The organism is Pseudomonas thermotolerans DSM 14292 (assembly GCF_000364625.1).
In the GTDB taxonomy this organism is placed as follows: domain Bacteria; phylum Pseudomonadota; class Gammaproteobacteria; order Pseudomonadales; family Pseudomonadaceae; genus Aquipseudomonas; species Aquipseudomonas thermotolerans.
In genome coordinates this window covers 227217-242531 of the sequence record NZ_KB822600.1, presented here as the reverse complement: position 1 = coordinate 242531, position 15315 = coordinate 227217, and the positions used below count along the sequence as shown (strand labels likewise).

At 67.8% G+C, this 15315-nt stretch carries 15 protein-coding genes; 4 read left to right on the top strand and 11 right to left on the bottom strand.

What is annotated here, in order from left to right:
- Positions 1-2: 2 nt before the first annotated feature.
- From H165_RS0102705 to H165_RS0102685, 5 genes are read right to left on the bottom strand one after another with little or no spacing between them, the layout of a single operon-like run.
- Positions 3-740, bottom strand: coding sequence for an SGNH/GDSL hydrolase family protein (locus tag H165_RS0102705; RefSeq protein WP_017937368.1), 738 nt, complete (start codon positions 738-740; stop codon positions 3-5).
- A complete protein-coding gene (gene purT, locus H165_RS0102700; protein WP_017937367.1) occupies positions 737-1918 on the bottom strand; it encodes a formate-dependent phosphoribosylglycinamide formyltransferase in 1182 nt (393 codons plus the stop codon). Before purT ends, H165_RS0102705 begins: the two co-directional genes overlap by 4 nt.
- A 51-nt stretch (positions 1919-1969) precedes the next feature.
- Positions 1970-2161, bottom strand: a complete 192-nt coding sequence (locus tag H165_RS0102695; protein WP_017937366.1) for a DUF1289 domain-containing protein — start codon at positions 2159-2161, stop codon at positions 1970-1972.
- Entirely contained in the window at positions 2161-2685 is a 525-nt protein-coding gene (locus H165_RS0102690) for a gamma carbonic anhydrase family protein (RefSeq protein ID WP_017937365.1), read from the bottom strand. Before H165_RS0102690 ends, H165_RS0102695 begins: the two co-directional genes overlap by 1 nt.
- Before the next feature lie 49 nt (positions 2686-2734).
- Positions 2735-3340, bottom strand: a complete 606-nt coding sequence (locus H165_RS0102685) for a CoA pyrophosphatase (RefSeq protein ID WP_017937364.1) — start codon at positions 3338-3340, stop codon at positions 2735-2737.
- 157 nt (positions 3341-3497) lie between these two features.
- Here H165_RS0102685 and H165_RS0102680 point away from each other — a divergent pair, with 157 nt between their 5' ends.
- Both H165_RS0102680 and H165_RS0102675 read left to right on the top strand, forming a co-directional pair.
- On the top strand, positions 3498-4061 hold the full coding sequence (locus tag H165_RS0102680; protein ID WP_017937363.1) for an NUDIX hydrolase: 564 nt from the start codon (positions 3498-3500) through the stop codon (positions 4059-4061).
- A 41-nt stretch (positions 4062-4102) separates the two neighbouring features.
- Entirely contained in the window at positions 4103-4606 is a 504-nt protein-coding gene (locus H165_RS0102675; RefSeq protein WP_017937362.1) for a L,D-transpeptidase family protein, read from the top strand.
- Between the two features lie 45 nt (positions 4607-4651).
- On the opposite strand, the gene H165_RS0102670 is transcribed toward H165_RS0102675, so the two are convergent.
- The 3 genes from H165_RS0102670 to purL all read right to left on the bottom strand — a co-directional run bounded on the left by H165_RS0102670 (position 4652) and on the right by purL (position 9419).
- Positions 4652-4969 (bottom strand): YqfO family protein, encoded by a 318-nt coding sequence (locus tag H165_RS0102670; RefSeq protein ID WP_017937361.1) that lies wholly within the window; start codon positions 4967-4969, stop codon positions 4652-4654.
- 157 nt (positions 4970-5126) lie between these two features.
- Positions 5127-5399 (bottom strand): CDGSH iron-sulfur domain-containing protein, encoded by a 273-nt coding sequence (locus H165_RS0102665; protein ID WP_017937360.1) that lies wholly within the window; start codon positions 5397-5399, stop codon positions 5127-5129.
- Positions 5400-5522: 123 nt separating this feature from the next.
- Positions 5523-9419, bottom strand: a complete 3897-nt coding sequence (purL, locus tag H165_RS0102660) for a phosphoribosylformylglycinamidine synthase (protein ID WP_017937359.1) — start codon at positions 9417-9419, stop codon at positions 5523-5525.
- A 158-nt stretch (positions 9420-9577) separates the two neighbouring features.
- Between purL and mltF the strand changes: the two genes are divergently transcribed.
- Positions 9578-11032, top strand: coding sequence for a membrane-bound lytic murein transglycosylase MltF (gene mltF, locus H165_RS0102655; RefSeq protein WP_017937358.1), 1455 nt, complete (start codon positions 9578-9580; stop codon positions 11030-11032).
- A gap of 9 nt (positions 11033-11041) precedes the next feature.
- On the opposite strand, the gene tadA is transcribed toward mltF, so the two are convergent.
- Both tadA and H165_RS0102645 read right to left on the bottom strand, forming a co-directional pair.
- The gene (gene tadA, locus H165_RS0102650) at positions 11042-11524 is read right to left on the bottom strand and encodes a tRNA adenosine(34) deaminase TadA (RefSeq protein ID WP_017937357.1); all 483 of its coding nucleotides are present in this window, start codon (positions 11522-11524) and stop codon (positions 11042-11044) included.
- Positions 11525-11588: 64 nt separating this feature from the next.
- Complete coding sequence (locus tag H165_RS0102645) at positions 11589-12959, bottom strand: multicopper oxidase family protein (protein ID WP_026146310.1); 1371 nt, start codon at positions 12957-12959, stop codon at positions 11589-11591.
- A gap of 257 nt (positions 12960-13216) precedes the next feature.
- Here H165_RS0102645 and trhP point away from each other — a divergent pair, with 257 nt between their 5' ends.
- Positions 13217-14617 (top strand): prephenate-dependent tRNA uridine(34) hydroxylase TrhP, encoded by a 1401-nt coding sequence (gene trhP / locus H165_RS0102640; RefSeq protein ID WP_040640567.1) that lies wholly within the window; start codon positions 13217-13219, stop codon positions 14615-14617.
- 88 nt (positions 14618-14705) lie between these two features.
- Here trhP and H165_RS0102635 read toward each other — a convergent pair whose 3' ends face one another.
- Positions 14706-15263 carry a YbhB/YbcL family Raf kinase inhibitor-like protein gene (locus H165_RS0102635; RefSeq protein ID WP_017937354.1) on the bottom strand — a complete coding sequence of 186 codons (558 nt, stop codon included), beginning with the start codon at positions 15261-15263 and terminating at the stop codon, positions 14706-14708.
- Between the last annotated feature and the right edge of the window lie 52 nt (positions 15264-15315).

Sequence of the window (15315 nt, the reverse complement as noted above, 5' to 3'; positions counted from 1 at the left end):
CCTCAGCGCCCCGGGTACAGCGCTGCGGCCACCTCGGCCAGGCCTTCCGCCCAGACCCGATAACCGAGCGTCGAGGGATGATAGCCGTCGATGGCCAGGAACTCCCGCCGCATCGCCAGGCTCAGCCCGCAATAGCGCGCCCCAGAGTCCTGCGCCTGAGCGCGCAGCTGGGCATCCAGCAGCCGCGCCCGCCAGCCGAGCAGCTGGCGCAGCAGCCAGGGCAAGGCGTGGAAATGTTCGAGAGGCGGCACCCCGGTGCAGAGCACCGCGGCGCCCTGTCCGCGAAAGCGCTCGATCAGCTGGGCCAGAGCCGCCCGCCAGGCCGCGGCGGAAGTGAAGTGGGTGGTGTCGTTGACACCGAACACCAGCACCACCAGGTCGAAGCGCTCGCCCACCTGCGGCAGCAGGCGTCGGCAGGCCTCGCCGGCAGTGATGCCGTTCTCGCCGAGCGCCTGCCACTGCACCGGACGCGCCAGCCGCCGCGCCAGGGCGACGGCCAGCTGCCCGGCCAGGGCCTGCTCCAGGCAGGCAGCGCCGACCCCGGCGACCGTGGACTCGCCCAGCACCAGCAGGCGTAGCGGCGTCCCGCTCTGTTCGGCGGTGGCAGCCAGCCCCTGCGCCGCCCCCGCCGCCGGGGCCAGGCGCAACGCCGTGCGCCGCGCATGCACGGCGAGCGGCAGCAGGAGGGGTAGCAATGGCAGCGCGGCCGCCCACCAGACCAGGCCGCGCCACGGGCTCATAGCTCGACGTCGACCGCCCGGGCCGCGCGGGTCGCCTTGGCGCGCGCCAGCTCCACCGACTCGTCCCGCGCCAGGGCCACGCCCATGCGTCGCTGGCCGGCTACTTCCGGCTTGCCGAACAGGCGCAGGGCGGTGTCCGGCTCGGCGAGAGCGGCCTGCAGATTGCCGAAGCTGGCCTGCCGGGACTGCCCCGCCACCAGGATCACCGCCGAGGCCGAGGGGCCGAACTGACGGATCGCCGGGATCGGTAGGCCGAGGATCGCCCGCGCGTGCAGGGCGAACTCCGAGAGGTCCTGGGAGATCAGGGTGACCAGACCAGTGTCGTGAGGACGCGGTGAGACCTCGCTGAACCACACCTGGTCGCCCTTGACGAACAGCTCCACGCCGAACAACCCGCGCCCCCCCAGCGCCTCGGTGACCGCGCTGGCGATGCGCTCGGACTCGGCCAGCGCCCTGGCGCTCATCGCCTGCGGCTGCCATGACTCCTGGTAGTCCCCCTTCTCCTGGCGGTGGCCGATGGGCGCGCAGAAGGTGGTGCCGCCGGCATGCCGCACGGTGAGCAGAGTGATCTCGTAGTCGAAGTCGATGAAGCCCTCGACGATTACCCGGCCGCGACCGGCGCGGCCGCCCTCCTGGGCGTAGTCCCAGGCCTTCTGCACGTCCTCGGGACCGCGCAGCAGGCTCTGGCCCTTGCCGGAGGAGCTCATGATCGGCTTGACCACACAGGGGAAGCCGAGCTTCTCGACCGCCTGGCGGTACTCCTCGAAGCTGTCGGCGAAGTGATACGGCGAGGTGGGCAAGCCCAGCTCCTCGGCGGCCAGACGGCGGATGCCCTCACGGTTCATGGTCAGCTGCGCGGCGCGTGCGGTGGGGATCACCGTGAAGCCCTCGGCTTCCAGCTCCACCAGGGTGGAGGTGGCGATCGCCTCGATCTCCGGAACGATGTAGTGCGGACGCTCCTGCTCGATCACCGCGCGCAGGGCGGCGCCGTCGAGCATGTCGATCACGTGGCTGCGGTGCGCCACCTGCATGGCCGGTGCATTGGGGTAGCGGTCGACGGCGATCACCTCGACGCCCAGGCGCTGCAACTCGATCACCACTTCCTTTCCCAGTTCGCCGGAGCCACACAGCAGCACGCGGGTCGCGCTCGGCGACAGGGGAGTTCCGATACGGGGCATGAATGTTCCTCGAAGGTCAAATGGCGAGCCAGGTCGCCGGAAAATCGGGGCTCAGAGCAGCTGGCCCTTGGCCTGGGCGCGCTCGTGGCAGCGCTTCAGCACCTCGCGCCGCTCTTCGTTGTCCATCCGGCCCCAGCGGGTGATCTCCGCCACCGTGCGCTGGCAGCCGGTACAGACGTCGTCCTCGTCCAGCGCGCAAATCGACACGCAGGGCGAAGGCAGCGGACGTTCGCGTCGCTCCATCAGTCCTCGTCCATCTGCAGGTCGCGGGCATAGCGCTGGGCGTTGTGCACGTAGTGGGCGGCGCTGGCCTCGAGCATCTTCTTCTGCGCCTCGGTGAGCTCGCGCACCACCTTGCCGGGGCTCCCCATCACCAGAGAGCCGTCGGGAATCTCCCTGCCCTCAGGGATCAACGCGTTGGCGCCGATGATGCAGTACTTGCCGATCTTCGCACCATTGAGGATCACCGCGTTGATGCCGATCAGACTGTAGTCGCCCACGGTGCAGCCGTGCAGCATGGCGTTGTGGCCGACGGTGACGCCCTTGCCGAGGGTCAGCGGATAACCCATGTCGGTATGCATCACGGTGCCGTCCTGCACGTTGCTGTTCTCGCCGATCAGGATCAGCTCGTTGTCGCCGCGCAGCACGGCACCGAACCATACGCTGGCGCCGGCCTCCAGCCTGACCTTGCCGATCACCGCGGCATCGGGGGCGATCCAGCTGTCCGGGTGGGCTTCGACACGGGCATTGCCCAGGCGGTATTTCATCGGGATGTCCTCTTCAGGTCTTGTTATACAGGCGCGGAGCCGGTGCGGGTCAGCTCAGCTTTATGAAGGAAGGCGGCGGCTCGTGCAGGCGGATGTCGGCGTCGTCGAACAGAAGGTTGACCAGCTCGACCACGATGATCGCGGTCAGCCCCCAGATGCGGTAGTCGCCGTAGCGATAGCTGGGCACGTACCAGCTCTGCCCCTGGTAGTCGATGCGGTGGGTGACCTCGCGCGGATCCTGGCGGAAGAACTCCAGGGGGACCGAGAATACCGCGGCGATCTCGCCGTCATTGGGCTGGTACTCGACGAAGTCCGGGACCAGACCGACGATCGGCGTCACCTTGATGCCGTAGCGCGACACCAGCTGGCTCAGCGGGCCGATCACCTCGACCAGTCCGGGCGGTAGGCCGACCTCCTCCTGGGCCTCGCGCAGGGCGGTGTGCACCAGGTCGCGGTCGTCCGGATCGCGCCGTCCGCCGGGGAAGGCCACCTCGCCGCCATGGGTCGACAGTCCGCTGGCGCGCAGGGTCAGCACCAGCTCCGGTTCGGGACTGCGAGTGACGGGCACCAGCACCGCCGCCTCCGGGAAGCCCCGGTCGCACTCCAGGGTCCGGGGGCGGTGGTTGCGCACGCGTTGGACCAGCTCATCGAGCATGCAGATTCTCTCATTTATTCCGCACGGCATCATGGCAGAAAGACGCCTGCCGCCCAAGCCCCGTGCGGCCTGATCGCCGACCGCCGCCCTGCTCCGGGCGGCTTGCGGGGCGTCGAGGGGCAAGCCAAGATGAGGCAATAACGATAGGGGAAAGCCCATGAAATTCTGCAGCCAGTGCGGCGGGACACTGACCCGGAACATCCCGCCTGGCGACAACCGCCTGCGCTACGTCTGCCTCCGCTGCCAGACCGTGCACTACCAGAACCCGCGCATCGTCGCCGGCTGCCTGCCGGTGTGGGAGGACCAGGTGCTTCTCTGCCGCCGCGCCATCGAGCCGCGACGCGGCTACTGGACGCTGCCGGCCGGCTTCATGGAGAACAGCGAAACCATGCTCGAAGCGGCCATGCGCGAGACCCTCGAGGAAGCCCGGGCGCGGGTCACCGATCTGGACCTCTACACCCTCTTCGACCTGCCGCACATCAGCCAGGTCTACGTGTTCTTCCGCGCCCGCCTGCTCGACCTCGACTTCGCCGCCGGCGAGGAGAGCCTGGAGGTGAGGCTGTTCCGTGAAAACGAGATTCCCTGGTCGGAGCTGGCTTTCCCCACCGTCGGCCGCACCTTAGAATGCTACTTCGCCGACCGGGTAGCGCAGAACTACCCCGTGCGCAACGAAGCCCTCGAGGCCCTGCGCACGCACATCAACGAACAGCACTACACCTGACACGACATTCCGTTCACCGAGGATTTGGGGATTTCTTTGCGATGCGTTGGTTGCTAGCCGTACTTTGCCTGTCTTTCGCCGCCTGGAGCCATGCCAACGCCACCCCGACCCTGGACGGAGTCCGCGTCGACAAGGTGCTGGTGATCAAGTCCGAGCGCAAGCTACACCTGATGAGCCGTGGCAACATCCTGAAGAGCTACCGCATCTCCCTCGGCAAGCGCCCGGTGGGCCCCAAGCTGCAGGAAGGCGACAAGCGCACCCCCGAGGGCTTCTACTGGATCGACTGGCGCAAGACCAGCGACAAGTACAACCTCGCCATGCACATCTCCTACCCGAACATCCGCGACCAGCACCGCGCTCGCGAGGCCGGCGTCAACCCGGGCGGGATGATCATGATCCACGGCACGCCCATCGACGACGAATACCCGGAGTGGTACTTCAACAGCCTGGACTGGACCGAGGGCTGCATCGCCATGACCAACGCCGACATGCGCGAGGTCTGGGATCTGGTCAAGGACGGCACCCTGATCGAGATCCGCCCCTGAGCCGGACTACGGCGCCCTCACCTGGGGCGCCGGCAGCGGAGCGGCCTAGAACAGCAGGTCGGACAGCCGCCAGACCTCGAAAGCCGGCGTCTCGTAGGGATGAGCCTGCTTCAGGGCCTTGACCGCCGCGTGGATCAGTTCGTCGGCCACCACCATCTCCACCTTCCACTCCTCCACCCGCTCCACCACGCCGGTCTCGCCGAGGAACGGCCGACTGCCGGACAGCGGACGGAACTGTCCCTGGCCCAGCACCTGCCAGCAGCAGCTGTCGTAGTTGCCGATACGCCCGCCACCCGCCGCAAAGATCGCGCTTTTTACCGCTTCCAGATGGCTGTCTGGCACGTAGAAACACAGCTTGTACATCAGGTTCTCCGCAAGAGGGGATCGAAGGTGAGGCACCGGCAAATGGTGGCATTATGCCTCCAACCGACGCCAAATGCTGCAAGGATCGGCCATTGGACTGAAAAAGCCCGTGCCGGTTTGCCGCATCAATAGAGCAGTTGGAAATAAGAAAGCCGCTTCAGCCGTCCTTCCAGAAACGCCGCCATTTCGCCCGCCAGCCGGGCGCCGGCGGCGCGTGGCTGCCGTCGCAGTGGGGCAGGTCCGCCGAGCGGCCGCAGCGGCAGAGCAGCAGACGCTGTTCGCGGCGGATGACCAGGCGTTTCAGGTTCGGGCAGTCGGGGGCCGCCTCGGGACGCTGCGGGCAGCGGCCGCAGCCGCACAGCAGGAGGTGCTCGCCGGGGCGGACCAGGCGGACTTCGGGGAGGATCGGCGAGGGCTGGGACTCGGGCATGGGGACGCCCTTGGCAGTCAGGGAACGAAACCCGGGCCGCAGGTCAGGAGAGGGCTGCCCTCTCCCGCCCTGCAGGCACCCTCTCCCAGGGGAAGAGAGTCATGGGATGCTGCGCAGCCGCTGTCAGTCCACCCAGACGCGGGCGTTGCGGAACATGCGCATCCAGCCGCCATCCTCCTGCCACTCGTCAGGGCGCCAGGAGTTCTGCACGGCGCGGAACACCCGCTCGGGATGCGGCATCATGATGGTCACCCGGCCGTCGCGGGTGGTCAGGCCGGTGATGCCGCGCGGCGAGCCGTTGGGGTTGGCCGGGTAGCTCTCGGTGACCTTGCCGTAGTTGTCCACGTAGCGCAGCGCCACGCAGCCGGACAGGTCGGCCTCGAGCAGGGCCTCCTCGTTCTCGAACTCGGCATGGCCCTCGCCGTGGGCGATGGCGATCGGCATGCGCGAGCCGGCCATGCCCTGCAGGAAGATCGACGGCGAGTCCTGCACCTGGACCATGGCCACGCGGGCCTCGAACTGCTCGGAGCGGTTGCGCACGAAGTGCGGCCAGAACTCGCTGCCAGGGATCAGCTCGTGCAGGTTGGAGAGCATCTGGCAGCCGTTGCAGACGCCCAGGGCGAAGCTGTCGCGGCGCTCGAAGAAGGCGCTGAAGGCCTCGCGGGCGCGGCTATTGAAGAGGATCGACTTGGCCCAGCCCTCGCCAGCGCCGAGCACGTCGCCGTAGGAGAAGCCGCCGCAGGCCACCAGGCCCTTGAACTGCTCGAGGCTGACACGACCGCTGAGGATGTCGCTCATATGCACGTCCACCGCGGCGAAACCGGCGCGGTCGAAGGCCGCAGCCATCTCCACCTGGCCGTTGACGCCCTGCTCGCGGAGGATCGCCACCTGCGGACGCACGCCCTTCTTGATGTAGGGCGCGGCGATGTCCTGGTTGACGTCGAAGCTGAGCTTGATGCCCAAGCCCGGGTTGTCCTCGTCGAGCAGCGCATCGAATTCCTGGTCGGCGCACTCGGCGTTGTCGCGCAGGCGCTGGATGCGGTAGCTGGTTTCGCTCCACTGGCGCTGCAGCAGGCGGCGCTCGCCCTCGAACACCGCCTGGCCCTGGAAGCTGATCACCACGTCGGCGCCGTTGAACGGCTGACCGATCACCGCCACGCAGTCGCCCAAACCGGCGCCGCTGAACTGGGCCAGCACTTCCGGGGTGGCGTCCTGGTGGACCTGGATCACCGCGCCCAGCTCCTCGCTGAACAGCACTGCGGTCAGCTCTTCGCGGGAGGCGGCCAGGCCGTCGAGGGTGAGGTTCAGGCCGCAGTGGCCGGCGAAGGCCATCTCCAGCACGGTGGTCAGCAGGCCGCCGTCGGAACGGTCATGGTAGGCCAGCAGCAGGCCGTCCTTGTTGAGGCCCTGGATCACCGCGAAGAAGGCCTTCAGATCCTCGGGATCGTCGACGTCCGGCACCTCGCGGCCGAGCTGGCCGTAGGTCTGGGCGAGGATGGAGCCGCCCAGGCGGTTCTGCCCGCGCCCCAGGTCGATGAGGATCAGGTCGGTCTCGCCCTTGTCCAGGCGCAGCTGCGGGGTCAGGCTCTGACGCACGTCCTGTACCGGGGCGAAGCCGGAGACCACCAGGGACAGCGGCGCGGTGACGCTCTTTTCCGCACCGTTCTCCTGCCAGCGGGTCTTCATGGACATGGAGTCCTTGCCCACTGGGATGGTCAGGCCGAGGGCCGGGCACAGCTCCATGCCCACCGCCTTGACGGTGTCGTAGAGACGCGCGTCCTCGCCCGGGTGGCCGGCGGCGGCCATCCAGTTGGCCGACAGCTTGATGTCGGAAATCTTCTCGATGCGCGCGGCGGCCAGGTTGGTGACCGTCTCGCCGATCGCCATGCGCCCGGAAGCCGGGGCGTCGAGCAGGGCCAGCGGGGTGCGCTCGCCCATGGCCATGGCCTCGCCGGTGTAGACGTCGAAGCTGGTGGCGGTCACCGCACAGTCGGCCACCGGCACCTGCCAGGGGCCGACCATCTGGTCGCGGGCCACCAGGCCGGTGATCGAGCGGTCGCCGATGGTGATCAGGAAGCTCTTGCTGGCCACCGCCGGGTGGCGCAGCACGCGGGACAGGGCTTCGCCGAGGTCCAGGCCGGCGCCGGTGAAGTCGTCGCCCAGGGAGGCTTCGTGGGTCACCGAGCGGTGCATGCGCGGCGGTTTGCCGAGCAGCACTTCCAGCGGCATGTCCACCGGCTTGTTGCCGAAGTGGCTGTCGGTGACGGTCAGCTGGCGCTCCTCGGTGGCCTCGCCGACCACCGCGAAGGGGCAGCGCTCGCGCTCGCAGATGGCCTTGAAGGTCTCGAAGTCGGCGGCGTCCACGGACAGCACGTAGCGTTCCTGGGACTCGTTGCACCAGATTTCCAGCGGGCTCATGCCCGGCTCGGCGTTGGGCACCGCGCGCAGCTCGAAGCGCCCGCCGCGGCCGCCGTCGTTGATCAGCTCCGGCAGGGCGTTGGAGATGCCACCGGCGCCGACGTCGTGGATGAACTTGATGGGGTTCTTGTCACCGAGCTGCCAGCAGCGGTCGATGACCTCCTGGCAGCGGCGCTCCATTTCCGGGTTGTCGCGCTGCACCGAGGCGAAATCCAGGTCGGCGGAGCTGGCGCCGGTGGCCATGGACGAGGCCGCGCCACCGCCCAGGCCGATCAGCATGGCCGGGCCGCCGAGCACGATCAGCTTGGCGCCTACGGAAATCTCCCCTTTCTGCACATGCTCGGCGCGGATGTTGCCCATGCCGCCGGCGAGCATGATCGGCTTGTGGTAGCCGCGCACTTCCGTGCCGCGCGGGGTGCTGACCGCCTGCTCGAAGGTGCGGAAGTAGCCGTTCAGGTTGGGGCGGCCGAACTCGTTGTTGAAGGCGGCACCGCCCAGCGGGCCCTCGATCATGATGTCCAGGGCGCTGACGATGCGCTCCGGCTTGCCGTAGGGCTTTTCCCAGGGCTGCTCGAAGCCGGGGATGTTCAGGTTGGAGACGGTGAAGCCGGTCAGGCCGGCCTTGGGCTTGGCGCCGCGGCCGGTGGCGCCCTCGTCGCGGATCTCGCCGCCGGAGCCGGTGGAGGCACCGGGGAAGGGGGCGATGGCGGTCGGGTGGTTGTGGGTCTCCACCTTCATGAGGATGTGCACCGGCTCCTGCACCGCGCGGTACTCACGGGTCTCCGGATCCGGGAAGAAGCGCCCGGCGACGAAGCCGGTCATCACCGCGGCGTTGTCCTTGTAGGCGGACAGCACGCCCTCGCGATGCATCTCGTAGGTGTTCTTGATCATCCCGAACAGGGACTTTTCCTGAGCCTCGCCGTCGATGTCCCAACTGGCGTTGAAGATCTTGTGCCGGCAGTGCTCGGAGTTGGCCTGGGCGAACATCATCAGCTCGACGTCGTGGGGGTTGCGGCCCAGGTCGTTGAATGCCTTCACCAGGTAGTCGATCTCGTCCTCGGCCAGGGCCAGGCCTAGCTCGATGTTGGCGCGCTCCAGGGCGGCGCGGCCACCGCCGAGCACGTCGATGGCGGTCAGCGGCTTGGGCTGGGCATGGCTGAACAGGCCCGCGGCCTCCTCCATGGCGCCGAGCACCACCTGGGTCATGCGGTCGTGCAGCAGCCGGGCGATCTGCGCCGCGGCAGCGTCGTCGAACTGGCCGCTGACGTAGTAGGCGATGCCGCGCTCGAGGCGCTCGATCTTGGCCAGGCCGCAGTTGCGGGCGATGTCGGTGGCCTTGCTGGACCACGGCGAGATGGTGCCGAAGCGCGGCACCACCAGGAACAGCCGGCCGCTCGGCTCCTGCACCGGGACGCTCGGGCCGTACTCGAGCAGACGGGCGAGAACCGCCTGCTCATCACCCGAAAGCGGGCTGCTGACGTCGGCGAAGTGGGCGAATTCGGCATACACCCCGCTGACGGTGTCGACCTTCTGGGTCAGTTGCTCGAGCAGTTTGCCGTGACGGAAGGCAGAAAGGGCGGGAGCGCCGCGCAGGATCAACATCGTCGGGGAAGCCTCGGAAAGGGGAGTTTCGAAGGCCGAGCATTCTAGCTCAAAGCGCCTGCCAAGGCATCCATGCTGGGCGTGGTGCGCTGCAGCTATCAGAGAAGCCGCCCCCTGTCGAGATATGGAGCGGTCGCGGCATTGCGTATACTTCAGCGATGCTCAGACCGACCGTGTTCCGCAAGCACCCCCTGTGCTGGCTGCTGTCACTCGGAATCCTTCTGCTGTTCTCCGGCTGCGTCGACGAACCCTCCAGTCTCGAACGGGTACAGAAGGAGGGGGTGCTGCGCGTGGTCACCCGCAATAGCCCGGCCACCTACTTCCAGGACCGCAACGGCGAAACCGGCTTCGAGTACGAACTGGTCAAGCGCTTCGCTGACGATCTGGGGGTCGAGCTCAAGATCGAGACTGCCGACAACCTCGACGACCTGTTCGCCCGCCTGGACCAGCCCGGCGGTCCCGAGCTGGCCGCCGCCGGCCTGGTGGCCAGCCCGCAGCGCCAGCAGCAGGCGCGCTTCTCCGCCCCCTATCTGGAAGTCACCCCGCAGGTCATCCATCGCAACGGCCAGCGCCGCCCAACCAGTCCGGAGGGCATGGTCGGCCAGCGCATCCTGGTACTCAAGGGCAGCAGCCACGCGGAAATGCTGCGCGAGGTGCAGACCCGCCTGCCCGAACTGAAGTTCGAGGAATCCGACGCCGTGGAGGTGGTCGACCTGCTGCGCATGGTCGACGAGGGGCAGATTGACCTGACCCTGGTGGACTCCAACGAGCTGGCCATGAACCAGGTGTACTTCCCCAACGTGCGGGTGGCCTTCGACTTCGGCGACGCCCGCAGCCTGCGCTGGGCGGTGCCTAGCGGCGAGGACACCAGCCTGTTGGAGGCGGTCGACGAGTTCCTCGGGCGCGCCGAGAAGAACGGCACCCTGCAGCGCCTCAAGGAACGCTACTACGGCCACGTCGACGTACTCGGCTACGTCGGCGCCTATACCTTCGCCAGGCACCTGCAGCAGCGCCTGCCGCGCTACGAACGGCACTTCCGCGAGGCCGGCAGGCAGACCGGCATCGACTGGCGGCTGCTCGCCGCGATGGGCTACCAGGAATCCCTCTGGCAGCCGGAGGCCACGTCGAAGACCGGGGTGCGCGGGCTGATGATGCTCACCCAGGACACCGCCCAGGCCATGGGGGTGAGCAACCGCCTGGATCCCCGGCAGAGCATCTTCGGCGGCGGCAAGTACTTCGCCATGATCAAGGACGGGCTCAGCGGGGACATCGAGGAGCCGGACCGCACCTGGTTCGCCCTGGCCGCCTACAACATCGGCATCGCCCATCTGAGCGACGCCCGCAAGCTGGCCGAGGCCGAGGGCCTGAACCCCAACAAGTGGCTGGACGTCAGCAAGATGCTGCCGCGCCTGGCGCAGAAACAGTGGTACCGCAAAACCCGCTACGGCTACGCGCGCGGCGGCGAGACCGTGCACTTCGTACGCAACGTGCGGCGCTACTACGACATCCTCACCTGGGTCACCCAGCCGCAGCTGGAAGGCGGCCAGATCGCCGAAAGCGGCCTGCACCTCCCGGCCATCGACAAGCGCAAGCCGGCCGAGGAGAAGAACTGACTCCCCGCGCTATGCCTTGCTGCGCCGCGCCTTGAAGAAGGCGCTCAGCACGGCCCCGCACTCCTCCGCCAGCACCCCGCCCTCCACCAGCACCCGGTGGTTGAGGAACTCCTGGGCGAAGAACTGCCCGCGGCTGACCGCCACCCCGGCCTTGGGCTCGGTGGTGCCGTAGACCACCCGCTGGATGCGCGCGTGGACGATCAGTCCGGCGCACATGCTGCAGGGCTCCAGGGTCACGTACAGGGTGGTGCCGGGCAGCCGGTAGTTGTCCAGAGCCGCGGCGGCGGCGCGGATCGCCACCATCTCGGCATGGGCGCTGGGGTCGCGGCGCGAGATCGGGCAGTTGAAGCCGCGGCCGACCACCCGGCCGTCCTGCACCAGCACCGCGCCCACCGGCACCTCCCCGAGCGCGGCGCCCTCGTGGGCCAGGGCCAGCGCCTCGCGCATGAAGTGCTCGTCCTGGCTGCGGTCGATGATCCGGATTCTGCTCATGGCCTGCCCGTGGCTGGAAACTGCGACTGCGAAAGGGGCGTAAACCCTACCGCAGCGGCGTCTGCTAGGCCACCTCGATAGCCGCCATCAGGCCGGTTTCCATATGGTCGATGACGTGGCAGTGGAACATCCACACCCCCGGGTTGTCGGCCACCAGGGCGACCCGCGCGGTCTCGTTCTTGCCCAGCAGGTAGGTGTCGGTGAAGTACGGAATGATCTCCCGGCGGTCCGAGCTGAGCACCTTGAAGACCATGCCGTGCAGATGGATGGGGTGCTGGTACTGGGCCAGGTTGCGCAGCTCGAAGATGTAGTGGCCGCCCTTTTTCAGGGTGGCGATCGGCCGCTCGGCGCAGCTGATGTCGTTGATGTCCCAGGCCTGGCCGTTGATCTGCCAGTACTTGTAGCTGCCGCCCTGGGCCAGGTTGTCCACCAGGGTCGCCGCCCACTCGAAACGGAAGCTCAGGGTCTCGGCGATGGACAGATCCGGCTCGGCCACCGGGTTGGCCGGCAGAGGTGCCGGCCAGTCTCCAGGTGCCTCGGCGGTGGCCACGCTCTTCAGGGTTGCCAGGCGCAGCGGACCGTTGCGCAGGGGCAGCTCGCGCCCCGCCTCGGGCACCCGAACCGCCAGGTCGATGCGCATCCCCGGGCCCAGCCAGTATTCCTTGCCCAGCGGCCGTGGCTCGATGGGATGGCCGTCCAGGGCATAGAGACGGGCCTCGGCGCCGGGCAGGTTGAGGCGGTAGGTGACGGTGTTGTCCAGATTGAACAGACGCAGCCTCACCACCTGGCCGGCGGGCAGCTCCAGGGTCGGATTGGGCCTGGCGTTGACCGTGGTCAGCCGCCCGCGGGTGCCCTCCCGGGCCGCCTCGCGGGGCACCATGAAGGGGGTGAAGGCGCCCTGCTCGTCCACGTGCCAGGTCTTCAGGCTCAGCGACAGCTCGTGGCGGAAACCGCTGGGCTCGCGCTCCTCCACCACCAGCGGGCCGACCAAGCCGCGGCCCAGCTGGCTGGCGCTGGACTCGTGGGGGTGATACCAGAAGTTGCCGGCATCCTCGGTCTTGAACACGTAATCGAAGTATTCGCCGGGCTGCACCGGCAGCTGCGACACGTAGGGCACCCCGTCCATCTCCAACGGCAGGCGGATGCCGTGCCAGTGGATGGTGGTGGGCTCGTCCAGCTTGTTGATGAAACGCACCCGCAGCCAGTCGCCCTGACGGCAGCGCAGCTCCACCCCCGGCGCCTGCCCGCCGTAGCCCCAGGCCGGAGTCACATGCCCGGGCACCAACTCCAGATCCACAGGCGCGGCGATCAGCTCGTAGTCGTGAGTCACGGCCCGCTCCGGACGGCCCAGCCAGTAGCGCACACCGCCGGCGCCAAGACCGACCACACCAAGGCCAACCAGGCCGCCGAGCACTTGTCTTCGGGTGAATGCCATCGCTGCAGTTCCCAGGCTGAAAGATGAGCTGCCGGCTCAGCCATATCATCTGGCGACCGGCATAGATGAGAGATTTTCTCACCTAACCCGAACAGATGCGAGCCGACAGATCGCCGCAGCACTAGTGGGGATCCATTCCCGGCGACAGCGCTGTCCCCTAACCAGAGTGCAATGGGGAGCCGCGCTGCCGAACCGCATCCGACGATGTAGAATGCCGCCCCTTCACCACAACCTCGCCCTGCAAGCGGGAGTTCAGGATGCCTGTCACTTTCAAACCCGAATTGCTGTCCCCCGCCGGGACGGCGAAAAGCATGCGCTTCGCCTTCGCCTATGGTGCCGATGCCGTCTACGCCGGCCAGCCGCGCTACAGCCTGCGGGTGCGCAACAACGAGTTCAACCATCTGGACGTGATGGCCGAGGCCATCGCCGAGGCGCACCGGCTGGGCAAGAAGTTCTATCTGGCCAGCAATATCTCGCCGCACAACAACAAGGTGCGCACCTACCTGCGCGACATGGAAGCGGTGATCGACATGCAGCCGGACGCGCTGATCATGTCCGATCCCGGCCTGATCATGCTGGTTCGGGAAAGATGGCCGGAAATGCCCATCCACCTCTCGGTGCAGGCCAACGCCGTCAACTACGCCACCGTGCGCTTCTGGGGCCGCCAGGGGATCAGCCGGGTGATCCTCTCCCGGGAACTGTCTCTGGACGAGATGGCGGAAATCCGCGAGGAATGCCCGGACATGGAACTGGAGGTGTTCGTCCACGGCGCCCTGTGCATCGCCTACTCCGGGCGCTGCCTGCTGTCCGGCTACATGAACCACCGCGACCCCAACCAGGGGGCCTGCACCAACGCCTGCCGCTGGAAGTACAACGCCCACCCGGCGCGGGAAACCGAGACCGGCGACCTGGTACCGCTCAACCCGGCCTTGAGTGCAGTACAGACCTACACCCCGGACCGCCTGCCCAATATCCAGGGCAGCCTGGACGACAGCCAGCGCGACGACACCCCGGTGTTCCTCCTGGAGGAGCAGAACCGCCCCGGCGAACTGATGCCCGCCTTCGAGGACGAGCACGGCACCTACATCATGAACTCCAAGGACCTGCGCGCCGTGCAGCACGTACCGCGCCTGGTGGCCATGGGCATGCACTCGCTGAAGATCGAGGGCCGCACCAAGTCCCACTACTACGTGGCGCGCACCGCCCAGGTCTACCGCCGGGCCATCGACCTGGCCGCCGCCGGCGAGCCCTTCGACGAGAAGGAACTGATGGCCCAGCTGGAGCACCTGGCCAACCGCGGCTACACCGAGGGCTTCTATCGCCGCCACACGCCCCAGGAGTACCAGAACTACGAACAGGGCACCTCCACCAACCTCAACCAGCAGTTCGTCGGCGAGGTGCTGACGGTGGACAGCGCCCGCGGCTGGGCGGAGATCGAGGTGAAGAACCGCTTCGAGCGCGGCGACACCCTGGAGCTGATCACTCCCAGGGGCAACATCTCCTTCGCCGTGGACGCCATCGAGAACCGCGACGGCATTGCCGTGGCCGCTGCCCCGGGCTCCGGCCACGTAGTGCGCATTCCACTGCCGGAACAGGTGCAGCTGGGCGACGAAGCCAGCTTCGCCATGCTGATGCGCCATCTGCCCAAGACCGGCTGAGCGAATCACGTCCCTGGGCCGGCCCAGCGCGCCACAACGAAAAAGCCCGCCATGCTGCGGGCTTTTTTCAGGGCAGGTCACCTCTGGATCAGCGGCTGTAACTCGCCTGAAGCGTGGCCGAACCCAGCCGGTTCATGTGGATCATGTAGCCGATCATGGCGGGGGAGGCATCGGCCGGAACGGGAAGCTGCTCCAGTTTCAGCGCATGCACGGTCATGATGTAGCGGTGGGCCGGCGCCCCCACCGGCGGACAAGCGCCACCAAAGCCCGGCCCCCCGAAGTCGGTGCGCCCCTGCACGGCGCCCGCCGGCAAGCCCTGACCATCGGCACTGCCGGCACCTTCTGGCAGGCCCTGCACATCCCCGGGAATGTTGTAGACCACCCAGTGCCACCAGCCCGAACCGGTGGGCGCATCCGGGTCGTACAGAGTCACCGCGAAGCTCTTGGTGCCCTCGGGCGGGTTCTGCCACTCCAGGGCCGGCGAGCGGTTTTCACCGCTGCAACCGAAGCCGTTGAAGACATGGAGATTGGGCAGGGGCTGGTCCGCCTGAAAGGTGGGACTGCTCAGGGAAAAATCCGCTGCCTGCGCGGTGCTGACAAGCGCTGCCAACAAGGTGCCACCAAGGGCGTGAAGCTGTCGTTTCATCGGTCTGTTCCTGCGGGAGAATCCGTTCAGTACGGCCAGCCATCTATATGGA

Coding starts and splice junctions, on each gene's coding strand:
- mltF (WP_017937358.1), top strand. CDS start 9,578: ATGCTCAGACCGACCGTGTTCCGCAAGCACCCCCTGTGCTGGCTGCTG.
- H165_RS0102685 (WP_017937364.1), bottom strand. CDS start 3,340: ATGCTCGATGAGCTGGTCCAACGCGTGCGCAACCACCGCCCCCGGACC.
- H165_RS0102675 (WP_017937362.1), top strand. CDS start 4,103: ATGCGTTGGTTGCTAGCCGTACTTTGCCTGTCTTTCGCCGCCTGGAGC.
- H165_RS0102680 (WP_017937363.1), top strand. CDS start 3,498: ATGAAATTCTGCAGCCAGTGCGGCGGGACACTGACCCGGAACATCCCG.
- H165_RS0102690 (WP_017937365.1), bottom strand. CDS start 2,685: ATGAAATACCGCCTGGGCAATGCCCGTGTCGAAGCCCACCCGGACAGC.
- tadA (WP_017937357.1), bottom strand. CDS start 11,524: ATGAGCAGAATCCGGATCATCGACCGCAGCCAGGACGAGCACTTCATG.
- H165_RS0102665 (WP_017937360.1), bottom strand. CDS start 5,399: ATGCCCGAGTCCCAGCCCTCGCCGATCCTCCCCGAAGTCCGCCTGGTC.
- H165_RS0102695 (WP_017937366.1), bottom strand. CDS start 2,161: ATGGAGCGACGCGAACGTCCGCTGCCTTCGCCCTGCGTGTCGATTTGC.
- H165_RS0102670 (WP_017937361.1), bottom strand. CDS start 4,969: ATGTACAAGCTGTGTTTCTACGTGCCAGACAGCCATCTGGAAGCGGTA.
- H165_RS0102645 (WP_026146310.1), bottom strand. CDS start 12,959: ATGGCATTCACCCGAAGACAAGTGCTCGGCGGCCTGGTTGGCCTTGGT.
- H165_RS0102635 (WP_017937354.1), bottom strand. CDS start 15,263: ATGAAACGACAGCTTCACGCCCTTGGTGGCACCTTGTTGGCAGCGCTT.
- trhP (WP_040640567.1), top strand. CDS start 13,217: ATGCCTGTCACTTTCAAACCCGAATTGCTGTCCCCCGCCGGGACGGCG.
- purT (WP_017937367.1), bottom strand. CDS start 1,918: ATGCCCCGTATCGGAACTCCCCTGTCGCCGAGCGCGACCCGCGTGCTG.
- H165_RS0102705 (WP_017937368.1), bottom strand. CDS start 740: ATGAGCCCGTGGCGCGGCCTGGTCTGGTGGGCGGCCGCGCTGCCATTG.
- purL (WP_017937359.1), bottom strand. CDS start 9,419: ATGTTGATCCTGCGCGGCGCTCCCGCCCTTTCTGCCTTCCGTCACGGC.